General features: G+C 71.9%; 22 protein-coding genes. 15 read left to right on the top strand and 7 right to left on the bottom strand.

Going from position 1 to position 21,041, the window contains the following annotated elements; all coding sequences use genetic code 11:
- Nucleotides 1-21 precede the first annotated feature (21 nt).
- Nucleotides 22-678, top strand: coding sequence for an HAD family hydrolase (locus tag ACBJ32_RS09100; protein WP_375126340.1), 657 nt, complete (start codon nt 22-24; stop codon nt 676-678).
- Between the two features lie 124 nt (nt 679-802).
- On the opposite strand, the gene ACBJ32_RS09095 is transcribed toward ACBJ32_RS09100, so the two are convergent.
- Nucleotides 803-1,432: a MerR family transcriptional regulator gene (locus ACBJ32_RS09095; protein WP_357866886.1), complete on the bottom strand. Its 630-nt coding sequence runs from the start codon at nt 1,430-1,432 to the stop codon at nt 803-805.
- Nucleotides 1,433-1,579: 147 nt separating this feature from the next.
- Between ACBJ32_RS09095 and ACBJ32_RS09090 the strand changes: the two genes are divergently transcribed.
- From ACBJ32_RS09090 to ACBJ32_RS09070, 5 genes are all read left to right on the top strand, one after another.
- Nucleotides 1,580-2,578, top strand: a complete 999-nt coding sequence (locus ACBJ32_RS09090; RefSeq protein ID WP_357866889.1) for an aldo/keto reductase — start codon at nt 1,580-1,582, stop codon at nt 2,576-2,578.
- Between the two features lie 5 nt (nt 2,579-2,583).
- Nucleotides 2,584-3,642, top strand: coding sequence for a hypothetical protein (locus tag ACBJ32_RS09085; RefSeq protein WP_375126339.1), 1,059 nt, complete (start codon nt 2,584-2,586; stop codon nt 3,640-3,642).
- Between the two features lie 46 nt (nt 3,643-3,688).
- Complete coding sequence (locus ACBJ32_RS09080; protein WP_375126338.1) at nt 3,689-5,884, top strand: MMPL family transporter; 2,196 nt, start codon at nt 3,689-3,691, stop codon at nt 5,882-5,884.
- Between the two features lie 284 nt (nt 5,885-6,168).
- Nucleotides 6,169-6,798, top strand: coding sequence for a response regulator transcription factor (locus ACBJ32_RS09075; protein ID WP_357866898.1), 630 nt, complete (start codon nt 6,169-6,171; stop codon nt 6,796-6,798).
- A gap of 40 nt (nt 6,799-6,838) precedes the next feature.
- Nucleotides 6,839-8,266: a DHA2 family efflux MFS transporter permease subunit gene (locus ACBJ32_RS09070; protein WP_375126337.1), complete on the top strand. Its 1,428-nt coding sequence runs from the start codon at nt 6,839-6,841 to the stop codon at nt 8,264-8,266.
- A gap of 22 nt (nt 8,267-8,288) precedes the next feature.
- Here ACBJ32_RS09070 and ACBJ32_RS09065 read toward each other — a convergent pair whose 3' ends face one another.
- The 4 genes from ACBJ32_RS09065 to ACBJ32_RS09050 form a co-directional block, all read right to left on the bottom strand.
- Nucleotides 8,289-8,795: a hypothetical protein gene (locus tag ACBJ32_RS09065; RefSeq protein WP_375126336.1), complete on the bottom strand. Its 507-nt coding sequence runs from the start codon at nt 8,793-8,795 to the stop codon at nt 8,289-8,291.
- 207 nt (nt 8,796-9,002) lie between these two features.
- Nucleotides 9,003-10,034, bottom strand: a complete 1,032-nt coding sequence (locus tag ACBJ32_RS09060) for a trypsin-like serine peptidase (RefSeq protein ID WP_375126335.1) — start codon at nt 10,032-10,034, stop codon at nt 9,003-9,005.
- A 197-nt stretch (nt 10,035-10,231) separates the two neighbouring features.
- Entirely contained in the window at nt 10,232-10,996 is a 765-nt protein-coding gene (locus ACBJ32_RS09055; protein ID WP_375126334.1) for an HpcH/HpaI aldolase/citrate lyase family protein, read from the bottom strand.
- Between the two features lie 28 nt (nt 10,997-11,024).
- Nucleotides 11,025-11,945: an aldo/keto reductase gene (locus ACBJ32_RS09050; protein WP_375126333.1), complete on the bottom strand. Its 921-nt coding sequence runs from the start codon at nt 11,943-11,945 to the stop codon at nt 11,025-11,027.
- Nucleotides 11,946-12,078: 133 nt separating this feature from the next.
- On the opposite strand from ACBJ32_RS09050, the gene ACBJ32_RS09045 reads away from it, so the two are divergent.
- The 6 genes from ACBJ32_RS09045 (at nt 12,079) to ACBJ32_RS09020 (ending at nt 17,677) form a co-directional block, all read left to right on the top strand.
- Nucleotides 12,079-13,437, top strand: coding sequence for a four-carbon acid sugar kinase family protein (locus tag ACBJ32_RS09045; RefSeq protein WP_375126332.1), 1,359 nt, complete (start codon nt 12,079-12,081; stop codon nt 13,435-13,437).
- Complete coding sequence (gene pdxA, locus ACBJ32_RS09040) at nt 13,434-14,432, top strand: 4-hydroxythreonine-4-phosphate dehydrogenase PdxA (RefSeq protein ID WP_375126331.1); 999 nt, start codon at nt 13,434-13,436, stop codon at nt 14,430-14,432. The genes ACBJ32_RS09045 and pdxA overlap by 4 nt, the downstream gene beginning before the upstream one ends.
- 17 nt (nt 14,433-14,449) lie before the next feature.
- Nucleotides 14,450-15,226: a DeoR/GlpR family DNA-binding transcription regulator gene (locus tag ACBJ32_RS09035; protein ID WP_375126330.1), complete on the top strand. Its 777-nt coding sequence runs from the start codon at nt 14,450-14,452 to the stop codon at nt 15,224-15,226.
- Nucleotides 15,227-15,348: 122 nt separating this feature from the next.
- Nucleotides 15,349-15,729, top strand: a complete 381-nt coding sequence (locus ACBJ32_RS09030) for a metalloregulator ArsR/SmtB family transcription factor (RefSeq protein WP_357866921.1) — start codon at nt 15,349-15,351, stop codon at nt 15,727-15,729.
- Nucleotides 15,729-16,634 (top strand): cation diffusion facilitator family transporter, encoded by a 906-nt coding sequence (locus ACBJ32_RS09025; RefSeq protein ID WP_375126329.1) that lies wholly within the window; start codon nt 15,729-15,731, stop codon nt 16,632-16,634. The genes ACBJ32_RS09030 and ACBJ32_RS09025 overlap by 1 nt, the downstream gene beginning before the upstream one ends.
- A 116-nt stretch (nt 16,635-16,750) precedes the next feature.
- Nucleotides 16,751-17,677 (top strand): glucosyl-3-phosphoglycerate synthase, encoded by a 927-nt coding sequence (locus tag ACBJ32_RS09020; RefSeq protein ID WP_357866927.1) that lies wholly within the window; start codon nt 16,751-16,753, stop codon nt 17,675-17,677.
- A gap of 7 nt (nt 17,678-17,684) precedes the next feature.
- On the opposite strand, the gene ACBJ32_RS09015 is transcribed toward ACBJ32_RS09020, so the two are convergent.
- Entirely contained in the window at nt 17,685-18,074 is a 390-nt protein-coding gene (locus tag ACBJ32_RS09015; protein WP_375126328.1) for a LysR family transcriptional regulator substrate-binding protein, read from the bottom strand.
- 34 nt (nt 18,075-18,108) lie between these two features.
- Here ACBJ32_RS09015 and ACBJ32_RS09010 point away from each other — a divergent pair, with 34 nt between their 5' ends.
- A complete protein-coding gene (locus ACBJ32_RS09010; RefSeq protein ID WP_375126327.1) occupies nt 18,109-18,420 on the top strand; it encodes a hypothetical protein in 312 nt (103 codons plus the stop codon).
- Complete coding sequence (locus tag ACBJ32_RS09005; RefSeq protein ID WP_375126326.1) at nt 18,356-18,817, top strand: class I SAM-dependent methyltransferase; 462 nt, start codon at nt 18,356-18,358, stop codon at nt 18,815-18,817. Before ACBJ32_RS09010 ends, ACBJ32_RS09005 begins: the two co-directional genes overlap by 65 nt.
- Before the next feature lie 184 nt (nt 18,818-19,001).
- Here the strand turns inward: ACBJ32_RS09005 and ACBJ32_RS09000 are convergent, their stop codons facing one another.
- On the bottom strand, nt 19,002-19,577 hold the full coding sequence (locus ACBJ32_RS09000; RefSeq protein ID WP_357866938.1) for a TetR family transcriptional regulator: 576 nt from the start codon (nt 19,575-19,577) through the stop codon (nt 19,002-19,004).
- Between the two features lie 85 nt (nt 19,578-19,662).
- Between ACBJ32_RS09000 and ACBJ32_RS08995 the strand changes: the two genes are divergently transcribed.
- Nucleotides 19,663-20,973: an MFS transporter gene (locus ACBJ32_RS08995; RefSeq protein WP_375126325.1), complete on the top strand. Its 1,311-nt coding sequence runs from the start codon at nt 19,663-19,665 to the stop codon at nt 20,971-20,973.
- The last annotated feature ends 68 nt before the right edge of the window (nt 20,974-21,041 follow it).

Raw genomic sequence — 21,041 nt, 5'->3', positions numbered from 1 at the left:
GAAATGCGTCAAGGTAGGAGCGTGACGATTTCCATAAAAGCAGTCTGGACGGATTTCGGCGGGGTGCTGACGCCGCCCGTCGGAGAGACGTTCTCGGCCTTCTGCGCGAGGACGGGCCTGCCGCCCGGCCCGTTGCTGACCGCCGTCGCGACCGTGACCGCGCGCTACGGCACCGACGACTTCATGCTGCCGCTGGACACCCCGCTGGTCACGGAGGACGAGTGGCTGCGGCAGATCGCCGCCGAGCTGGACGCCCAGGGGATCGAGGCCCCGATGATCAGCTTCGCCGACGCCTGGTTCGACGGCAGGCGCACCAACGTCGAGTGGCTGGCCCAGCTTCACCGGGTGCGCGGGCGCGGCCTGTTCGTCGGGATGTTGTCGAACATGCCGCCGGCGTGGGAGAAGCACTGGCGGCGCATGGTGCCCCCGGAGGGCGTCTTCGACGACGTGGTCAACTCCGCGCAGGTCGGCTGCCGGAAGCCGGACCCGGAGATCTTCGAGCTGGCGGCCGCCCGCGCCGGCGTGCCGGCCGCGCAGTGCGTGCTGGTCGACGACCTGGCCAAGAACTGCGCCGGCGCCAGGGCCGCGGGCTGGCAGGCGATCGAGTTCACCGGAGCCGCCGCGGCGGCGCAGGAACTCGACGCGCTGCTGGACCAGCCGACGGCGGTCTCGCCGTAGTGCCGCCCGGACCCATCGAAGGCATCGGGGGCGGCGTCGGCGCAGGTGGTCGGCGCAGGTGTCGCTGGGGTCGGTCGAGGGCGGTGTCGGTGTGGGGGTGTCGGTGTGGGGGTGTCGCTCGGGGTCAGTCGAGGGCGGCGTCGCCGTAGGCCACGTCCTCGTGGGCGAACCTGCGCAGCGCGCTGAAGACGACGTCGCCGAGCGCCGTCCAGACCACGGCCGTCTCGAGGATCGCCTCCGGCTCGGAGTCCTGGATGAGCTGGCCCAGCTCGACCTCGGCGACCTCGCGGGCCGCCCTGGCGTAGATCTCCAGCAGCTTCATCTGGTCGGTCTTGCCGAGGCGGTGCAGCGTGGCGAGCGCGGAGGCCAGCGTCAGGCGGGCGGGGTTGGTCTGGCGCACCTTCCAGCCGAGCCGCTCGATCAGCGCCTGGGTCTCCTCCTCGGCCGCGTGCCAGGCGTCGTCCTTGACCACCTTCGGGGTGACGGTCATGGCGAACTGGGCCTTGCCCGCCTGGTCGATGAGGCTCATCCCGGGGGCGTCCATCTTCTCCAGGACGTCGCGGGTGGCGGCGACGCTCAGCCCGCCGACCTCCAGCAGCGCCCGCACCAGGCGGAGCCTGCGGACGTGTTCCTCGGTGTATTGGGCCTGGTTGTAGCTGGTGCGCTCGCCGGGGGACAGGAGACCTTCGCGCAGGTAGTACTTGATCGTCGGGACGGGCACGTCGGCCCTGCGGCTCAGCTCCGCGATGCGCATGGTTCCTCCCCTTTCACCCAACTCGTACCCACGAGCTGGCCCTTGCCAACCCATCGAAAAGGATAGTAGACAGTTCTCGTATCCATTTTTCGACCGGCCTGGGAGTTGATCGTAATGGACTACCGACCACTTGGTCGGACTGGCCTGATGGTAAGTCCGATCTGCCTCGGCGGGATGATGTTCGGCTGGTGGGGTGAGAACGGCCCGGAAGAGACCGGGAAGATGATCCAGCGGGCCGTCGACGCCGGGGTGAACTTCATCGACACCGCCGACGTCTACGCCGCCGGCGAGTCCGAGGAGCTGATCGGCCGGTTCCTGGCCGAGAGCGGCCTGCGCGACGAGATCGTGCTGGCCACCAAGGTCCACGGCCAGATGGGCGAGGGGCCCAACCGCGGCGGCAACAGCCGCGCCTGGATCATGCGGGCCGTCGAGGACAGCCTGCGCCGGCTGCGTACCGACCGGATCGACCTCTACCAGATCCACCGGCCCGACCCGTCCGTCGACCTCGACGAGACGCTCGGTGCCCTGACCGACCTCGTACGCGCCGGCAAGGTGCGCTACATCGGCTGCTCCACCTTCCCCGCCCACCGGGTCGTCGAGTCCCACTGGGTCGCCGAGCGGCGGCACCGCGAGCGGTTCGCCAGCGAGCAGCCCCCGTACTCGATCCTGGCCCGTGCCGTCGAGGCCGACCTCCTGCCGGTCTGCCGGCAGTACGGCATGGGCGTCCTGGCGTGGAGCCCGCTGGCGGGCGGCTGGCTGTCCGGGCGGTACCGCGAGGGCGCCGAGCTCCCGCAGAGCAGGCGCGCCGCGCTGCTGCCCGCCCGCTACGACATGACGCTGGAGGAGAACCGGCGCAAGCTCGCCGCGGCCGAGCGGCTGGCCCTGCTGGCGGAGCAGGCCGGGATGTCGCTGGTCCAGCTCGCGCTGCAGTTCGTCATGCAGCACCCCGCGGTGACGTCGGCCATCATCGGCCCGCGCACGATGGATCACCTGGAGAGCCACCTGCTGGCCCTCGACGTCCGGCTGACGCCCGACGTGCTGGACGCCGTCGACGAGATCGTGCCCCCCGGGCTGACGATCAACGCGGCCGACGCCGGCTGGCGGCCGCCCGAGCTGCTCGATCCCGCCCTGCGGCGCAGAGGATGACCGCGATGACGACGACGACCGCGGCCGTCACCACCAAAGAGCGGGCGAGCGTCCGCGAGGACCTGGTCACCATCCTCTGCGGGGCCGTCATGATCTCCGGCCTGGCCATCGACGGCTGGGCCCACAAGAACGTCATCGACACCCTGGAGGGGTTCTTCACCCCCTACCACGCGGTCCTCTACCTCGGTTACGGCCTGACCGCCGCCTGGACGTTCCGGCTGGCGTACGTGCGGCGCGACCGCCACCCGCAGTGGTGGCGCGACGGCTGGCCCGAGGGTTACCGGCTGGGCGCGATCGGCGCGCTGATCTTCTTCGCCGGCGGGTTCGGCGACATGATCTGGCACCAGGCGATCGGCATCGAGATCGGCCTGCTGCCGTCCTTCAGCCCGACCCACATCATCGCCACGCTCGGCGGCATCATCCTGGGCACCAGCCCGCTGCGGTCCTGGTGGGCCTCGGGGGAGGGCGGCCTGCGCGCGCTGGCCGGCGTCGCCGCCATGACGTACGCGGTGATGGGCATGCTGGTGCTGCTCAACTACGGCGCGTCGATGATGACGGTCGCGCCGACCCGGCCGTACGAGCCCGTGCTCGGCGACTACGGCGGGATCATCGACACGCCCGACGAGTTCCTGGTGGTACAGGGCGTCTTCAGCTACCTCGTCACCACGCTGCTGGTGACGATCCCGCTGCTCATGATGCACCGGCGGCGCGCCACCATGTTCGCCGGCACCGCGCTGGTGCTCGGGGTGGCGATCAGGCTGATGGTGATCAACGAGTTCCCGCAGCCCCATCTCACCGTCGCCGCGGGCGCGGTGGCCGCCGCGCTGCTCGCCGACGGGCTCCTGGTGCGCCTCGACACCGTGCGGGGGCCGGGGGCGCCGCTGCGGCTGCCCGTGGCGGGCGCGCTCTACGCCGGGCTGGTGTGCGCGGGACAGCTCGTGGGGCTGCACCTGGCGGCGGGGGTGCGGTGGTCGCCGGAGATGTGGGCGGGGACGGTCGTGCTGACCGTGCTGCTCGGTGGCCTGCTCGGCGGGCTCGCGGCTCGTCCTCTTGTCCATCGATAGTGGAAAGCTCTACTATCGGTATCCGAGTCACCTCGTCGAGGGAGAGATGATGTTTGCGACCATCGGCCGCTTCGCAGCAAGGCGCCGAACATGGGTGTTCCTGGCCGCGATCCTGTTCGTCGTCCTGGGCGGCGTCTGGGGCTCGGGGGCGGGCGGCGTCCTCGGCGGCGGCGCCGGGCTCGACAACCCCCATGGCGAGTCCTCCCAGGCCAACAGCCTGCTCGCCGGCACGCTCGGCCGGCACGTCGCGGACGTCGTGGTCATGTACGAGAGCCAGACCATGTCCGTGGACGACCCGCAGTTCAGGCAGCAGGTCGAGGCGGTCGTCGCCAAGCTGCCCAAGGACTCCTACGAGTGGGTGGAGAGCTACTACTCCACCGGCTCGGCCGACTTCGTCTCGGCGGACCGGCACAAGACCTACCTCGCCCTGCAGCTCCCCGGCGCCGTCGAGGAGGAACAGGTCGTCGTCTACAACAGGATCCTGCCGCTGTTCGACGCCCCCGGCCTCACCGAGCGCTTCGGCGGGCTGACCGCGGTGGGCCAGCAGTTCAACGCGATCAGCAACCGCGACCTGGCCCGGGCGGAGCTGCTGTCGTTCCCGCTGCTGATCATCCTGCTCCTGGTGGTCTTCCGCAGCCTCGTCGCCGCGGCGCTGCCGCTGGCCATCGCCGTCCTGGTGGCGGTCGGCTCGCTCGTGGTGCTGCGCATCGTGGGCGGGCTGGTCGACCTGTCCACCGCCGCGATCAACGTGGTGGTGATCCTCGGGCTGGGGCTGGCGACCGACTACGCGCTGCTCATCGTCAACAGGTTCCGGGAAGAGCTCGCCGCCGGGCGCGACGTCGAGGACGCCGTCGTACGGGCGACCGCCACGGCCGGCCGCACCGTCGCGGTCTCCGGCATCACGGTCGCGGTCACGCTCGGCGGCCTGATCGTCTTCCCGTCCCGGTTCCTGACCTCGCTGGCCTACGCCGGGGTGAGCGTCGTGCTGTTCGCCGTGATCAGCGCGCTCACCGTGCTGCCCGCGCTGCTGCGGGTGGCCGGCCGCCGCATCGACTCGCTGCGCATCCCGCTGCTCGGGCGGCGCCGTCCGGAGTCCGAGGGCACGAGGTGGTACCGCACGGCGCACGGCGTCATGCGGCGCCCGGTCACCGTCGTGCTGGGCATCACCCTCGCGCTGGGCGCGCTCGGCATTCCGCTGCTGGGCGCGGTCTGGACTCGCCCGGCCGAGTGGGCGCTGCCCGCCGACACCGACAGCGTCGTGGTGACCAGGCAGCTCGCGGAGGAGTTCCCGTACGACCCGACCAAGGTGATCAGCACGGTCGTCCGCATGCCCGGCCCGGCGGACACGCCGGAGGCCACGGCCCAGCTCGACGCGTTCGCCCAGCGGCTCGACCGGATCGAGGGCGTCGACCGCGCGGAGGTGACGGGCACCGAGGGCGACCTGGCCCGCATCACCCTGGGCTACTCCCTGTCGCCCTACGGGCAGGAGATCAGGGACGTGGTGACGAAGCTGCGGGCCGAGCCGCCGCCGCCGGGCGCCACCGCGCTGTTCGCCAACCGGCCGGCGGCGATCGTCGACATGCTGACCATGATCGCGAACGGGCTGCCGTGGATGCTGCTCATCACCTCCGTGGTCACGTTCGTGGTGCTGTTCCTGGCGTTCGGGTCGGTCACGCTGCCCATCAAGACCGTGCTGATGAACCTGCTGTCGCTGTCGGCCGCGTTCGGCGCGATGGTGCTGATCTTCCAGGACGGGTTCCTGTCGGGGCTGCTCGGGTTCACCGCGCCCGGGTTCATCGACGCCAACATGCCCGTCATGATCGCGGCGATCGCGTTCGGCCTGGCCATGGACTACGAGGTCTTCATGCTGGCCAGGATCCGCGAGCACTACCTGGTCTCGCGCGACCCGGTGGAGTCCGTGGCGGTCGGCGTGCAGCACACCGCGCGCATCGTGACGGCCGCCGCGCTGCTGCTGGGCGTGGTGGTGGGCGCGTTCGTCATCACGAACGTCACCGTGCTGAAGATGATCGGCGTCGGCGTGGTGGTGGCGCTCGTCGTCGACGCCACCGTCGTGCGCGGGCTGCTCGTCCCGGCGTCCATGAAGCTGCTCGGCCGCTGGGCGTGGTGGTCGCCGCGGCCGCTGGCCCGGTGGTGGGAGCGGCACGGAATGCCCGAGCCCGAACAGAGCGTCGTCCCCGTGGCGGCCCCGGTCAATGTCCCCGATTCGGCTGTCCGGAACTAGACCTGAATTGAGCTCGTCCACCTGGTGCACAGGTGGACGAGCTCTTTCGTGATTGGAAACACCGAGGACATATAGATATCGACAATCTTCATATTGGAATGACATTCGGAGTATTGCTTCACCGGCGGCGATTTGGCTATTCTTCCATTGTGAAGCTGGCGCGTTGAGTCAAATTGCCAATTGTGGAACGGTGGGCTGAACGGGCAATGGGAACGAAATCTCCATCGTTAGCGCATGGATGGAACGGGGGGTTCCCCAGGCCGGCGGGCATCAGGATCGTGATCGTGGACGAGCACACGCTGCTGCGTGAGGTCCTGGGAGAGGTGCTGCTGGCGGAGGACGACTTCTGCGTGCTGGCGGACTCGGCGGACCTGGAGTCGTCCGTCGCGCTGATCGCCAGGACCAGACCGGACATCGTACTGATCGACATCGACAAGCCGCACGGCAGCCCGGGCGGGGTCGTGCGACGGCTGCGGGAGGCCTCGCCGCGCTCGGTCGTGGCGGTGCTGAGCATGTACGACGACGCCCGGATCGTGCAGGAGATGATCAGGGCGGGGGTCCGCTGCTACCTGCACAAGGGCATCACACGGCGGGATCTGGTGGCATCACTGCGGAGCGTGGCGGGGGCCGGCGAGCAGGTGACGCTGACGGTTCCGCACGGCACGATCGCGAACCTGGACGCCGACCACGCGGGCCCGCTGTCCAGGCGGGAGAAGGAGGTCATCGCGCTCGTGGCGGCCGCCATGAGCAACCGCCAGATCGCCACGCACCTGTCGGTGACGGAGGGCACCGTCAAGCGGCATCTGCGCAACATCTTCCACAAGCTGGGCGCCGTGTCGCGGATCGACGCGGTCAACAAGTACAAGGCGCTCGGCGAATCCGCGACCTATCCCTGGTCTGCCGCGAGTCTATAGATAGTGGTAAGCTTAGCTATCCATACTCAGGGAGGCCGCGATGCAACGGCGCACGTTCCTGATCGCGGGGGCCGCCAGCTTCATGGCGGCGCTCGACACTCTCGTCGTCACCACGGCCCTGCCCACGATCCGGGAGCAGTTCGGTGCATCGCTGGAGAGCATGGAGTGGACGGTCAACGTCTTCACGCTCTGCTACGCCGTCTTCCTGCTGACCGCCGCCGCGCTGGGTGACAGGTTCGGCAGGAAACGCGTGTTCGTCCTGGGCCTCGTGCTGTTCACCGGGTCGTCCGCGGCGGCCGCGCTGGCCGGCTCCATCGGCCTGCTCGTGCTCGCCCGGGCGATCCAGGGGCTGGGCACCGCGATGATCATCCCGCTGGCGCTGACGCTCCTGGTGAGCGCCACCCCGCCGGAACGGCGCGGCGCCGCGATCGCCGGCCTCGGAGGCATGGTGGGGCTCGGCATCGCGCTCGGGCCCTGGATCGGCGGCGCCGTGGTCCAGTACGGGTCGTGGCAGGCCGTGTTCTGGATCAACGTGCCGGTGGGGCTGGTCCTCGTGCCGCTGGCCGCGCTGCTGCTCGCCGAGGGCGGCCGGGTGCAGCGGCGCCTCGACGTGCGCGGCATCCTGCTGATGATGGCGGGGCTGTTCGGGGTGGTGTTCGGGCTGATCCGCAGCGTCACGCTCGGCTGGTCGCACGTCCAGGTGCTGCCGCCGATCGTGGCCGGGGTGGCCGTCCTGGTGGCGTTCGCGTGGTGGGAGCGCGTGGCCCCCGAGCCCGTCCTGCCGCCCCGCCTGTTCCGCAGCCGCGGGTTCACGCTGTCCAACGTCGTCTCCACGCTGGTGCAGGGCGGCATGCTGGGCGCGGTGTTCCTGCTGACCCAGTTCCTGCAGCTCGTGCTGGCCTACGGGCCGCTCGACGCGGGCGTGCGGACGTTGCCGTGGACGCTGCTGCCCGCCGTGGTCGCCCCGCTCGCCGGCGTGTTCGGCGAGCGGCTCGGGGTCAGGCGGCTGATGGTGGCCAGCGCGGTCCTGCAGGGGGCGGCGCTGGCCTGCTTCGCCGTCGTGGTGGCGCCGGCGGTGCCGTACGCGCTGCTGTGGCCCGGGATGGTCGTGGCGGGGGCCGGCATGGGCCTGTTCTACGCGGTCGCGGCCCGCCAGCCGCTCGACTTCGTCGCGCCCGCGGAGGAGGGGCTGGCCGCCGGCGTGAACAACGCGATGCGGCAGATCGGGATCGTGCTGGGCGTGGCCGTCCTGGCCGGCGTGTTCGCGGCCGGCGGCGGTTACGGCACGCCGGCGCTCTTCGTCTCCGGCCTGCGCCCGGCGCTGTGGGTGGGGGCCGCGATCCTGGCGGTGGCGGCGGTCGCGGCGTGGCTCGTCCCGGCCGTCCCGGCCCGGAAGGGCCCCGGCTCGCAGGCTCTCACGACGGCGGCGAGCGGCGGCGACCAGCCGGCACAGCCGCTGGCGCCGTGAGATCCTTCCCGGGAAATGCGATTTATCTATTCGTCCTGGCGGCGGCTTTGAGATCGGCCCATATTTCCCTGCAGGGAATGATGCGGGAGATGAGCGTGACACTCAGCACGAGCGCTCCGCCGCTGAGGACGACCGTGGGCAACAATCCGATCGGCCCGTAGGCCTGAAATGCCGCCCGATATACCTGGGCCGGGATCAGCCCCAGCGGGCCGGTGATCTGGGTGAGATTGATCAGCAGCGTGGCCCAGAATGTCCACGCCGCGCCGCGGAGCGCCAGCATGCCCAGCGAGTTTCCCGCCACGTAGTACGCGATGACGGCGCGGAACCGGTCCACGAAGCCCGGCGCTTCGGCCGAGGCCTCCGCCGCCGTCCTGCCGACCAGGCGTAACGAGGCCTCCACCGTCTCGTCGTTGATGACCAGCCAGCCCTGGAGGATGGCGCAGACGGCGAGGACGAAAGAGCAGGCGAAGGTGAAAAATTGCAGGCGATGAGTCCACGCCAAAGGAATGCCGATGGGCGCCGACGTCATGTCACGCACCTTTCTAGCGCGCCATTGATCGACGCCTTGGGGCTGCCTTCAAGAGCCCTTCCAATTTAGCATTCACGGAAGACGGGATGAAAGGCTGAATCGAGCCACGCGGATTTTCGCCGGGAAAACGATCCGGTGCCGTGCGCGACAAAAGGAGAAGCCATCGCCGGATCCCGGCGATGGCTGAGACGGCCTGCGGCGGCCCGATTATCCGGGAAGGACCGCGCCGCTCCACGCGGCTGCTGCGGCGGCGTAGACGGCCTGCGTCTCGCCGTCGAAGTACGGCGACAGGCTCGTGTCGTAGCGCTGGTCGGCGTCGGTGTCGGCGACGCTGATGGTCAGCCCGTTCAGGTAACCGCTGCCGCCGGCCTTGTCGTAGCTCAGCAGCCAGGAGGAGCCGAGGGCGCCTTCACCGGTGAACGGGGAGCCGACGGCGAGCAACTCCTCGCCCTTCAGGCTGGGCGCCATGGCGGTGGTGGTGCGGCCGCTGGAGGTTTCCAGGGTCTCGCCCGTGTACGGCCGGCGGCCGTCGGGGTGCGGGCCGGCCGGGTAACCGAAGACGTCGACCGTCGCGTCCACCGGCGGCTGGTTCCAGGCCAGACCCTGCCCGCCGACGTTGTCACCCAGCCTGCCGAAGTTGGCCGGCTCGCCGGTGGGGGAGGTGACGACGCCCTCCCACACGGTGACGAAGGCGTAGTCGCGGTCGTAGTCGCGGTAGACGTCGAAGTCGTAGTGGCCGAAGAGCTGCTTGCCGACGTAGAGGCCCGACGGGGCCCCCGCGCCGGCGTAGCCCGGCACGAAGACCCACTTGCCCAGCGGGTAGCCGTTGCTCTGGGTGTCGTACACGCAGTGCGCCGCGGTGGCCACGACGTTGCGGTACTGCGACTGCATGGCGGTGCCCGTGCACCAGTGCGGCTGTCCGTCGGCGCCGATGAAGAACACCTTGCCCGCGGTGGCGGGCGTGACGGCCTTCCCCGTGACGGCCTTCCCCGTGACGGCTTTCACCGTGGCGGCGGCAGGAAGCGACGGCGGGACGGAGCCCGGCTTGGTGCCAGGCGCGATGCCACCGCCGGTGGTGATCTTGTCGACGGCGGTCTGGACGCTGTACGGGGTGGCGGCCGCCAGGTTGGCGCCGCCGTTGCCCAGCCAGAACGACGCGGCCTCGACGGCTGCTGCCTGCGTGGCGGCCAGCGGTTCCGTGGCCACGCCGAAGGCGCCGGCCGGGGCAGGCGCGGCCACGAGAAGGGAGGCGAGGAGGGGGATTGCTAATCCGCCTAATGTTCGATTTCTCATACGACTTCTCCCGCTCAACAGGTGGATTCCGGCGACGATTCAAACACTTGATCGCTGCCAAGCAAGGACGCTACCTGCCGTCCACGTCGTGATCAACAGCTTTTGCCGCACCGGTCGACGTGGGACCCGCCAAGAAGGCTCGCCTACTCGCCCCTGACGGCCTTCAGGTGCGCGGCGGCGGCCTGCTCCAGGTGGACGAGGTCCGAGGCGACCGTGGCGAACGTGAAGCCCTCGGCCAGGCGGCGGGCCGCCTGCTCGCCGGTGGGGTTGTGGATGCCGGCCGCGATGCCCGCCCGCGCGGCGGCCGTGCGGACCCGCTCCAGCGCGGCCTCGAAGGCGTCCGCCACCTCGGGATCGTTCGGGAACCTGCCGCCCACGGCCAGGCACAGGTCCGAGGGGCCGACGTACACGCCGTCCAGGCCCGGCACCGCGCAGATGCCGTCGAGGTTGGCCAGCCCGTCTGGCGTCTCGATCATGGCCAGGACCAGCACGCTCTCGTCGGCCTCCGCCGGCGCCGGGCCGATGCGCAGCATGGACCGCATGGGCCCGTACGAGCGGCGCCCCCCGGCCGGGTAGCGGGCGGCCGACACCGCGCGGGCCGCGTCCTCCGGGGTGTCGACCAGCGGCACGATCACGCCGCCCGCGCCGAAGTCGAGCGCCCTGCCGATGGCCGCAGGCTCGGCCGACTCGACCCGGACCAGCCCGACCGACCGGCCGCCCGCGTCGATGGCCATGAGGTTGCTCAGCAGCCCGGCGTTGCCGATCAGGCCGTGCTGGCCGTCCAGCGCGACGTAGTCGTACCCCAGTCTGGCCACGCGCTCGGTGGCGACGGGCGCGTCGAGCACCACCCAGTAGCCCACGCACTGCTCGCGATTGCGGATCCTGGCGGCGAACTCGGCGGCGGTCATCGGCTCTCGTCTCCTCGCTTGCGGGGCTTCATCGGTTGTAGGCGGGCATCGGGCCGCGCAGCGCGCCGCCCACGGCGTCGCAGGCGGCGGCCACCTCGGCGGGGAGCGGGCCGGCGGCCAGGGCGGCCAGGTTCGCGCGCAGGTGGCCGAGGCCGGAGGCGCCGAGCAGCACCGCGCTCACCACCGGCTTGCCGAGCAGCCAGCGCAGCGACAGCTCGGCCAGGGGGAGCCCGGCCTCCAGCGCGATCGCGCCGAGCGCCTCGACCGCCTTGAACAGCTCGGCGTCCCAGTACCGCTGCCGGTACATCGCCGCCAGCCGCGAGTCGCCGAACCGGCCGGTCTCCGGAGCCCGGTCGAAGCGGTGCCGGCCGGTCAGCAGGCCGCCGCCGAGCGGGTTGTAGACCATCGTGCGCAGCCCGGAGGTGACGGCGAACTCGGCGTACTCGTCCTCGATCCGCCGTGCCAGCAGGTTGTAGAGCTGCTGGGCGACCACCGGGCGCGGGCTCATCCCCGCGATCTGCCAGGCCGCGTAGTTGGACACGCCCAGGCCGCCGATCTTGCCCTCCGCCATCAGCTCGGCGACGGCGGCCAGCGTGGACTCCAGCGGCGTGGCCCGGTCGGGCTGGTGCAGGTAGAACAGGTCCACGTGGTCCGTGCCGAGCCGCCGCAGGCTGCCCTCCAGGCACAGCCGCAGCCCGGCGGGGGACAGGGGCGCGTGCCCGGCGGCGTCCGGATGCGGGATGCCCGCCTTGGTCGCCAGCACGACCCGGTCCCTGCGGCCGCGCAGCAGCGTGCCCAGGATCTCCTCGGCGGCGCCGCCCGCGTAGCCGTTGGCGGTGTCCACGCCGGTGACGCCCGCGTCGAGCGCGAGGTCGAGCATCCGCCCCGCCGTGTCCGCGTCCACGGTGTCGCCGAAGGTCATGGTTCCGAGCACGGGCTCGGCGCTCATCGAGGGCTCCTCTCGCGTTCCCGGGGTGCGGGGAGGCGTCCGGGTCACTCGCCGACAACTGTGGCAGACCGTGCGCGTTTCGTGCAATACTTGCCGCGCGTATCGCGCAATTCTGTAGGACGGGGGTGTGGGCGTGGGATCGGCTCCCGTGTTCGCCCTGGCCGACGACCTCTCGGGGGCGGCGGAGGTGGCCGCGGTGCTGATGTCGTCCGCGCGTCCTGCGCGAATCGCGCTCACCGGGCCGCCGTACGCGTTCACGGCACCGGTGGTGGTGGCCGACCTCGACTGCCGGTACCGGGACGAGGCGGGGGAGCTGGTACGGCAGGCGCTGCGGCACGCGGGCGAACGCCGCGTCTTCGTCAAGATCGACTCGTTGCTCCGCGGCGACCTGGCCGCCACCGCCGCCGCGACCCTCCACACGGCCACATCTCACGACGTCGCTGTTCGCGATGCTGCGGTGCTCGACGCCTCCGCCTCCCTCGCGCCTGCCGGTGGCCCCGCGCGGGCAGCGCACCTGACCGCGCCCGCACTCGTCGTGCTAGCGCCGGCGTTGCCCGCCGCCGGCCGCGTGACCGTCGGCGGCGTCCCGTACATCCGCGGCCTGTCCTTGCGTGAAACGCGCGCCTGGCAGGTGGAGCCCCGCCCCGCACCCGCCTGCATCACCGAGGCCCTGGGCGGCGTGCCGTCCGCGCTCGTGCCGCTCGCCGCGGTCCGCGCCGGCCGGGACTCCCTCGCACGGACGCTGTCGCGGACCGCGGGGCGGATCGCCGTGTGCGACGCGGAAACCGACGCCGACCTCGGCGCGATCGTCGGCGCGGCCCTCGCGGCCGATCACCGCACCCGCTTCATCGGCGCCGGCGGCCTCGCCTCCGCCCTCGGCCGCTTCCTGGACGCAAACCCCCCTTGCGGGGGCACTCTGGACCTCCACCCTCCGTCCAGCCCTCGCGCGGGCACCATGGGCCCCCAGGTCCCGGCCGGCTCCCGCGCACGCGGCGCCGGGAACCGTCCGCTCCTGGTCGTCGTCGGCACCGCCGAGCCCGCAGCGGCCGAGCAGGCGCGCCTGCTCCTCTCGTACGGCGCCCACCCTGTCGCCCTCGACGCCGCCACGGACCTCGACGCCACGCCCGCCCGCCGCGCGCACCTCGCGCAGCGCCTGCGCGAAGCCCTTCGCATGCCCGTCGCGGTCGTCGTGCTGACGGTCAGCGGGCAGGCCCCGCCCACCGCCGCGGCCACGCTCGCCGGGATCGTCGGCGCCGCGCTCACCGGCCACACCCCCGCCCCCGACCTGGTCCTGACCGGCGGGGAGACGGCCCGGCGGGTCCTCGACGCGCTCCAGGTGCGCGAGCTGACCCCCGTGGGCCAGATCCACCACGGCGCCGTCCACTGCCACACGCTCCAAGGCCGCTCGGTCGTCACCAGACCGGGCAGCTTCGGCGACCGCGACAGCCTCCTGCGCATAGCCGCCCATCTCGCACCCGAAAGGCTGACATGAGCACACCTCTCATCGCCCTCACCATGGGGGACGGCTCCGGCGTAGGTCCGGAGGTCATCGTCGGCGCCCTGCTCGCCCCCGAGACCGCCACCTTCTGCCGCCCGGTCGTCATCGGTGACGCGGGACGCCTGCGCAAGGCCGCCGGCTGCCTCGGCGTACGGCCGGAGGTGGTCACCGTGGACGGCGTCGCCGAGGCCGTGTTCGAGCCGGGTCGCGTCAACGTCATCGACCCCGGCCTGCTCCCCGGCGACCTGCCGTGGGGCCAGGTGTCGGCGGTGGCCGGCGGCGCGGCCTACGAGTACGTGCGGATGGCCGCCGAGCTGGCGATGTCCGGCCAGGTCCGGGCCATCTGCACGGCGCCGCTGAACAAGGAGGCCCTGCACGCCGCCGGCCACGTCTACCCCGGCCACACCGAGCTGCTCGCGCACCTGACCGGCACGCAGGAGGTGTCGATGATGCTCTCCACCCACAAGGTGAAGGTCATCCACGTCACCACCCACATCGGCCTCATCGACGCGGTCGCCCGCATCGAGCCCGGCCTGGTCGAGCGGACGATCCGGCGCGGGCACGCCGCCATGCGCGGCTCCGGCCTCGACCGTCCGAGGATCGGCGTGTGCGGCATCAACCCGCACGCGGGCGAGAACGGCCTGTTCGGGTACGGCGAGGAGGAGGAGAAGGTCGTCCCGGCGCTCGAACGGCTGCGCGCCGAAGGCATGGACGTGCACGGCCCGCTCCCGGCCGACACGGCGTTCTTCCTGGCCGGCCGCGGCGACTACGACCTCATCGTGGCCATGTACCACGACCAGGGCCACGGCCCCGTCAAGATCCTGGGCCTGGAGGCGGGCGTCAACATCACCGTCGGGCTGCCGGTGATCAGGACGTCGGTCGACCACGGCACCGCGTTCGACATCGCGGGTAAGGGCGTGGCCGACGCGGGTAGCATGATCGAGGCCCTCCGCCAGGCGGCCGAGCTGTCGTCCGCGCAGGGCGTGTGAGGGGAGAGGGACCGTCGATGGGCCGCGCAGCACAGGTTCGCCGTGACGAGATCGTCCGCCTGGCCACCACCACCGGGCTGGCCAGTGTCGAGGAGCTGTCGGCCCAGCTCGGGGTGACCGCCTCCACGATCCGCCGCGACCTGGCCCACCTGAAGGCGGCGGGCCTGCTGGCGCGCACGTACGGCGGCGCGATGGCCGTGGTCACCCACCCGGAGGCGTCGCTGCGGCAGCGCATCGGGGAGGCGTTCGAGGCCAAGCGGGCCATCGCCGCCTGGGCCGCCGCGCAGATCCGCCCCGGCGAGACGATCCTGCTCGACGCGGGCTCGACCACCGGTGCCCTGGCCCACGAGCTGCGTCACGCGGCGGACCTCACGATCGCCACCACCGGCCTCAACGCCCTCCAGGAGCTGGTGGGCGCCACGGGCGTGCACGTGGAGTGTCTCGGCGGCACGCTCAGGCAGGTGAGCCAGGGCTTCGTCGGCCCGCTCGCGGAGGCGGCGCTGACCCGGATGACGTTCGACCGGGTCTTCCTGGGGGCCGACGGGGTGACGGCGGAGGACGGCATCTGCGAGGCCAGCCTGCAGCAGACCCGCATGAAGGAGCTGATGATGGAGCGCTCCCGGCACGTCTACCTGCTCGTGCACGCCGCCAAGCTGGGCCGCAGGCCCTTCCACGCCTGGGCCCGCATGCCCGACACCTGGACCCTGGTGACCGACGCGAGCGCCACCCCTGAGGCCCTGGAGCCCTTCAAGTCCCGGGGCGTGCACCTCGTGACCGTGCCCTCGCACGCCTGACGAAGCCGGGAGCCTGACGGCCTCGGGAGTCCGGCGAAGAGGCGTGGAGTCTTGACACCCCGTCATCGTGAAGCTCTATCGTTGTACATATGAATACCTCTTCACATAACCACGTTTTGGCGATGGACAGCTGTACCACCCGGGTGGTCGACGCCGACAGGGTCGCCGCCGTGCGGGAGCGGATGCCGCTCGCCGAGGACCTGGCCGACACCGCCGACGTCTTCGGACTGCTGTCCGACCCGAACCGGTTGCGGTTGCTGGTGGCCCTGCTGGACGGCGAGCTGTGCGTGTGCGACCTGGCGGCGGTGACCGGCCAGAGCGAGTCGGCCGCCTCCCACGCGCTGCGCCTGCTGCGCGCCCACCGCATCGTGGCCGCCCGCCGCGCCGGCCGGATGGCCTACTACCGGCTGGAGGATCCGCACGTACGCATGCTGCTCGACCTCGCGCTCGCCCACACCGAGCACACCGAGGCGCTGCACCCCGAACGCGACGGGAACGCCTGATGGGCGCCGGGCACGGGCACGGCCACGGCCACGCGGGCAGCCGTCACCGCTGGCGGCTGGCGGTGTCGTTCGTCCTGATCGGCGCCTTCTTCGTGGTGGAGCTGGTCTTCGGGCTGCTGTCGGGCTCGCTGTCGCTGCTGTCGGACGCCGGGCACATGGCCGCCGACGTGGTCACGCTGGGCGCGGCGCTGGTCGCCACGAGGATCGCCGTCCGCCCCGACACCACCGGCCGGCGCAGCTACGGCTCGTACCGGGCGGAGGTGTTCGCGTCGCTGCTGGCCGTCGTGCTGATGCTCGGCGTCGCGCTGTACGTCGTGCTGGAGGCGATCGGCCGGCTCGGCGGGCCCGCCGAGGTCTCCTCCGGGCCGATGCTCGTCGTGGGCGCCATCGGCCTGGTGGTCAACCTGATCGCGCTGCTGATGCTGCGCTCCGGCGCGGGCGAGAGCCTGAACGTCAAGGGCGCCTACCTGGAGGTCGTGGCCGACACCGCCGGCTCCGTCGGCGTCATCGTGGCCGGCTGGCTGGTCGCCGCCACCGGGCAGGCGCTCTGGGACACGGTCATCGCGCTGGCCATCGGCGTCTTCGTCGCCGTGCGGGCGATCTCCCTCGGCCGGCAGGTCTTCGCGGTGCTGGGCCAGCACGTGCCCGAAGGCATCGACGCCGCCGCCGTGGCGAACGACCTGGCGGCCATCGAGGGCGTACGCGACGTGCACGACCTGCACCTGTGGACCCTGACCTCCGGCATGAACGTCGCCACCGCCCACCTCGTCACCGGCGACCACAGCGACAACCACGCCGTCCTGGACCAGGCCCGCGACCTCCTCCGCCACCGGCACGGCGTCGCGCACGCCACCCTCCAGGTCGAGCCGGCCGACCACCGGGGCTGCGACGAGCTGGGTTGGTGAGGAGCGGCGATCGGTGGGCAGGACTGGGCGTTGGGTGCAAAGAAGCAGGTGAGAGCGGGGGAAGGGTAGGACACCGTACTGAGGTCGCAACGTGGGGATTCGGGGGGAGGTGTCGCATGCTTCCAGAAGTGCGCGGGTGGTTGCGGCGCCGTACTTCATCCGCAGCGGACTGGCCGCTCCGTGACCTGATGGCCGCCAAGGGGGAGACCACGGTCAGCGTGGTGCTCCCGGCTCGCGACGAGCGGGAGACCGTCGGGGAGATCGTCGGCGTGATCCGGCGGGAGCTGGGCGGGCTCGTGGACGAGCTCGTGGTCATCGACTCGCGTTCCACCGACGACACCGCGCTGGTGGCGGCTCGGGCGGGGGCCACGGTGCATGCCCAGGACGAGATTCTGCCGCAGCTCAAGCCGCTCGACGGCAAGGGGGAGGCGCTGTGGAAGTCGCTGGCGGTCACCTCGGGTGACGTGCTGGTGTTCGTCGACGCCGATATCCGGAATTTTCGGGCTTCTTTGGTACTTGGGGTGCTGGGGCCGCTGCTGGGTGACCCCACCGTGGCGTACGCCAAGGGGTGCTATGACCGGCCGCTGGACGCGGCCGGCAACGGCGGCGGGCGCGTCACGGAGCTCGTGGCCCGGCCGCTGATCAACCTGCACTGGCCCGAGCTGGCGGGTTTCGTCCAGCCGCTGGCGGGGGAGTACGCGGGGCGGCGCTCGGCCCTGGAACGGGTGCCCTTCGTGACCGGGTACGGGGTCGAGCTGGGGCTCCTGATCGACCTGCTGGAGCTGGCGGGGCTGGACGCCTTCGCGCAGGTGGACCTGGGGTCGCGCGAGCACGCGCCGCAGTCCACGGAGGCGCTCGGCGGGATGGCCGGGCAGATCATGCTCGCCGCCTGGTCCCGGCTGGAACGCCAGGGGAAGATCCGGTCGTTCCACGAGCCGTCGGTGCGGCTGGCCCAGTTCCGCCGCGGGCAGGACGGGCACGATGTCCTGATCAGGGACGTCGGCATCGGCGAACGGCCCCCGATGGTCACCGTGGCCGCCTGACCGGCCGTCAGCGGGCCCCGGCCCGCTCTGGCGGCGGTGGCGCGAGCCCGGCCGCGACCTCGATGGCGATCTCGATGGCCCGGCGGGCAAGCGGTGAGTGGGTGCGCCCGGCCCGCCAGTGCAGGTAGATCTCCCGTGGCGGCAGGAGCTCGTGCACGCGGAGCCTGTCGTCGGAGGCGACGTCGGCACCGCGGATGGCGAGCCAGGGCAGCATCGCCGATCCCAGGCCGGCTCGTACCATCGACAACAGGGTGTCGTTGACCGCGGTGCGGAACACGATCTGCGGACGGGCGCCACTGCGGGCGACCGCCTGCTCCATCGAGGGCTGGTCGCATGGCCGCCGCCTGGTCCGGCGAGCCGGTGCGTCATCGCGGCGAGCACTACACCTCGGCGACATCGCGTTCCTGCCCCGGCCGGTTCAGCGGCCCGGCGTGCCGGTGTGGGCCGCCGGGTTCCCCGGCAACGTCAAGCCGATCCGCCGGGCCGCCCGGCTCGACGGCTTCTTCCCGGTCAATCTTCAGCACCCGGACCAGCTCGCCGAGGCCGTCGCCACCCTCACCGGGCTCCAGGCCGACCCGGCCGGACCGTACGAGATCGCCGTCAGCCTGCCCGCCGGCGCCGACCCGCTGCCGTACGCCGCCGCCGGCGCGACCTGGTGGCTGACGGAATTCGATCCCGGTGTACGGCTCGACACGGTGCGCGGCGTACTGCGCGACGGCCCGGCGAGCCCGGGAGGCGATTGAGTTGTTCGACTACGACTCCGAACTGGGCCGCTACAACGAGCGGCTGCGAGCTGCTGCCGGCGTCCGGACCGCTGATCGCGTGCTCGACATCGGCTGCGGTACCGGGCAGAACACGCGGGACGCGGCCCGATCCGCGCCGTCGGTAAGCGCGCTCGGCGTGGACGTGCCCGGCCCGGTGGTGGAGCGCGCCCGCCGGCTGAGCGAGCAGGCGGGAATCCGCGACGCCAGATTCGAACGGGCCTCGGACGGTGCCTGCCGGACTCGACCATGGCGCCTTCTCGCTGGCGGATCGGACCGCCGCGACCGGCATGCTGACCGCTGCCGGCTTCGGCGCCGTCGAGATCACCGAAGTGCGCCGGCCGATCCACTACGGCCCGGACGCGGCCGGCGCCCGTGACGCCCTCCTCGATCCGCGGATGGTCAAGGAGCTGGTCGCCGGCCTGGACGCCGCGGCGACCGCTCGTGCCCTCGATCGGCTGCTGGCCGCGCTGGACGCCCATGACATCGGCGAAGGCGTGTGGTTCGACTCCCGCGCCTGGCTGATCATCGCGCGCCGGCGCTGCCCCGGCCTGCCGAAGAGGTTACTTGAGGGCGGCGGTGACGAAGGCGGCGATCTGGTCGCGCATGGCCTCGTGGTCGTCGGCAGCCTCCCGCAGGATGATGCGCGCGAGCTGCGGCATCATCGACGGGAACAGCGCCAGCCCCGTCAGCATGAACAACATCCGAGCCGTCTGCGCCGAAGGCTCCTTCTCGCCCCGGCCCTCCGCCAGCGAGGCCGTCTTGCGGCCGCAGCGCTCCACCCTGGCCTCCTGGCCCTCCAGCAGCTCCTGGCCCCGGTAGTTGAGCGCCTCCCACATCAGCAGCCGCACCAGGTCGGGATGCGAGTGGTAGTAGTCCGTCAGCTTGGCCACGTAGTCGACGGGGTCGGCCCCGGGCAGGGCGATCTGGGCCGTCAGGTCGTCGAGCGCCTCCGTGATGACCGCGTCGAACAGCTTCTCCTTGCTGCCGAAGTGCCCGTAGATGCGCTCCTTGTTGACTCCGGCGCGCTCGGCGATGCGATCCACGCGCGCTCCCGCCACCCCGTACGCGGCGAACTCCTCCCGCGCGGCCTCCAGCAGGGCGGCGCGGGTGGCGGCGGTCGAGACCTTGGGTGTCATGGCGACATCTTAGCCACCAACTGGTTGGTTGCAAACCAACCATCTAGTTGACATCCAACCAGTTGGTTGGCTAGCGTCCCAGCCCATGACGCTCACCGTTTCCCCGGCCCCGCGGCTGCGGCCCCCGTCCCCGGCCGCCGCCCCGTTCGCGAGCACGCTGACGGCCTTCACGCTGACCGCGATCCTGGTCAGCGGCCAGCTGTACGTCGTGATCCCCCTCTTGCACGACATGGCCGCCGGCTGGGGGTCCTCGGCCGGCGGGCTGACGTGGCTGGTGACCGCGTTCGGCATCGGCTACGGCATCGGGTTCCTGGTGTTCGGCCCGCTTTCTGACCGGTACGGCCGCCGCAGGCTGCTGATGATCGGATTGCCGCTGGCCGCCCTGACGACGGCGCTGGTCGCGTTGAGCCCGTCGCCGGAGGTGGCGTTCGGCCTGCGGGCGGTGCAGGGCGTGGCGGTGGCGATGTTCCCGCCCGCCGGGATGGCGTACCTGGGGGAGCGGCTGGAACCGCGCCGCCGCGTGGTCGCCATCGCGGCGGTGACCGGCGCGTTCCTCGCCTCCGCCGTGTTGCTGCAGGTCGCCGCCCAGCTCCTGGTGGACGTGATCGGCTGGCGCGGCATGTTCGGGCTCTCGGCGGCCGGGTTCGTGCTCGCCGCGCTGGGCGTGCGCGCGGTCATGCTGCCCGACCTGCCCCGCGAGACCAGCGAGCTCCGGCACCCGGCGTCCGATGCCGCCGGTGCCCGGCATCGTTCGCGCCAGTCCGCCGGATCCCTGCTGTCCGCCTACCGGCCGCTGCCCGGCCTGCTGTTCCACCGGGTGCTGAGCCTGCGCTACCTGGCCACGGTCATGCTGATGGTCGGCTTCGTGGCGGTCTACACCGGCCTGCAGATCTACGGCGGCAGCTCGCCCGCCGAGCTGCTCGCGCTGCGTGCGGCGGGGCTGCCGTCGATCGTCCTGATGCCGCTCCTCATGCCGTGGCTGGCCAGGATCCGCATGACGACCAGGGCGGTCGTGTTCCTGGGGGCCGCCGCGCTCGCGCTCGCCGTCATCGGCCTCACCGGCACCGCCGTCCTGGTGCTCCTGCTCGCCCTGTACGTCGCCGCCATCACCGGCGGCCTGCCCAGCATGAACGAGTCGATCTCGGCAGAGGCGGGCCGGGCCCGCGGCACGGCGCTGGCGCTGTTCTCCACCGCGCTGGCGGTCGGCGGCAGCGTCGGCCCGCAGGTGGCCGCCGCGTTCGGCGGTTTCACCCCGCTCATGTACGGCCTCGCGATCGGCATGGCGCTGGCCGCCCTGTTCGTCCTGGCCTCCACCTGGACGGCCGGAAAGCGGCCTGCCGGAGCGGCGGAGCAGCCGCTGCCGGCCGGCGCGCCGGGCCCGGCCCGTACGAGGTGAGCCGCCGGGCCGGAACGATGCCGGCGGTTCGCAGGCGGATGGGCATTCCGGTGGCGCGCTACCGGCCG

The sequence above is a fragment of the Nonomuraea sp. GTA35 genome (assembly GCF_041950525.1).
Taxonomy (GTDB): Bacteria; Actinomycetota; Actinomycetes; order Streptosporangiales; family Streptosporangiaceae; genus Nonomuraea.
Note: the sequence above shows the minus strand (reverse complement) of the source record. Positions and strands in the feature narration are given on the sequence as shown.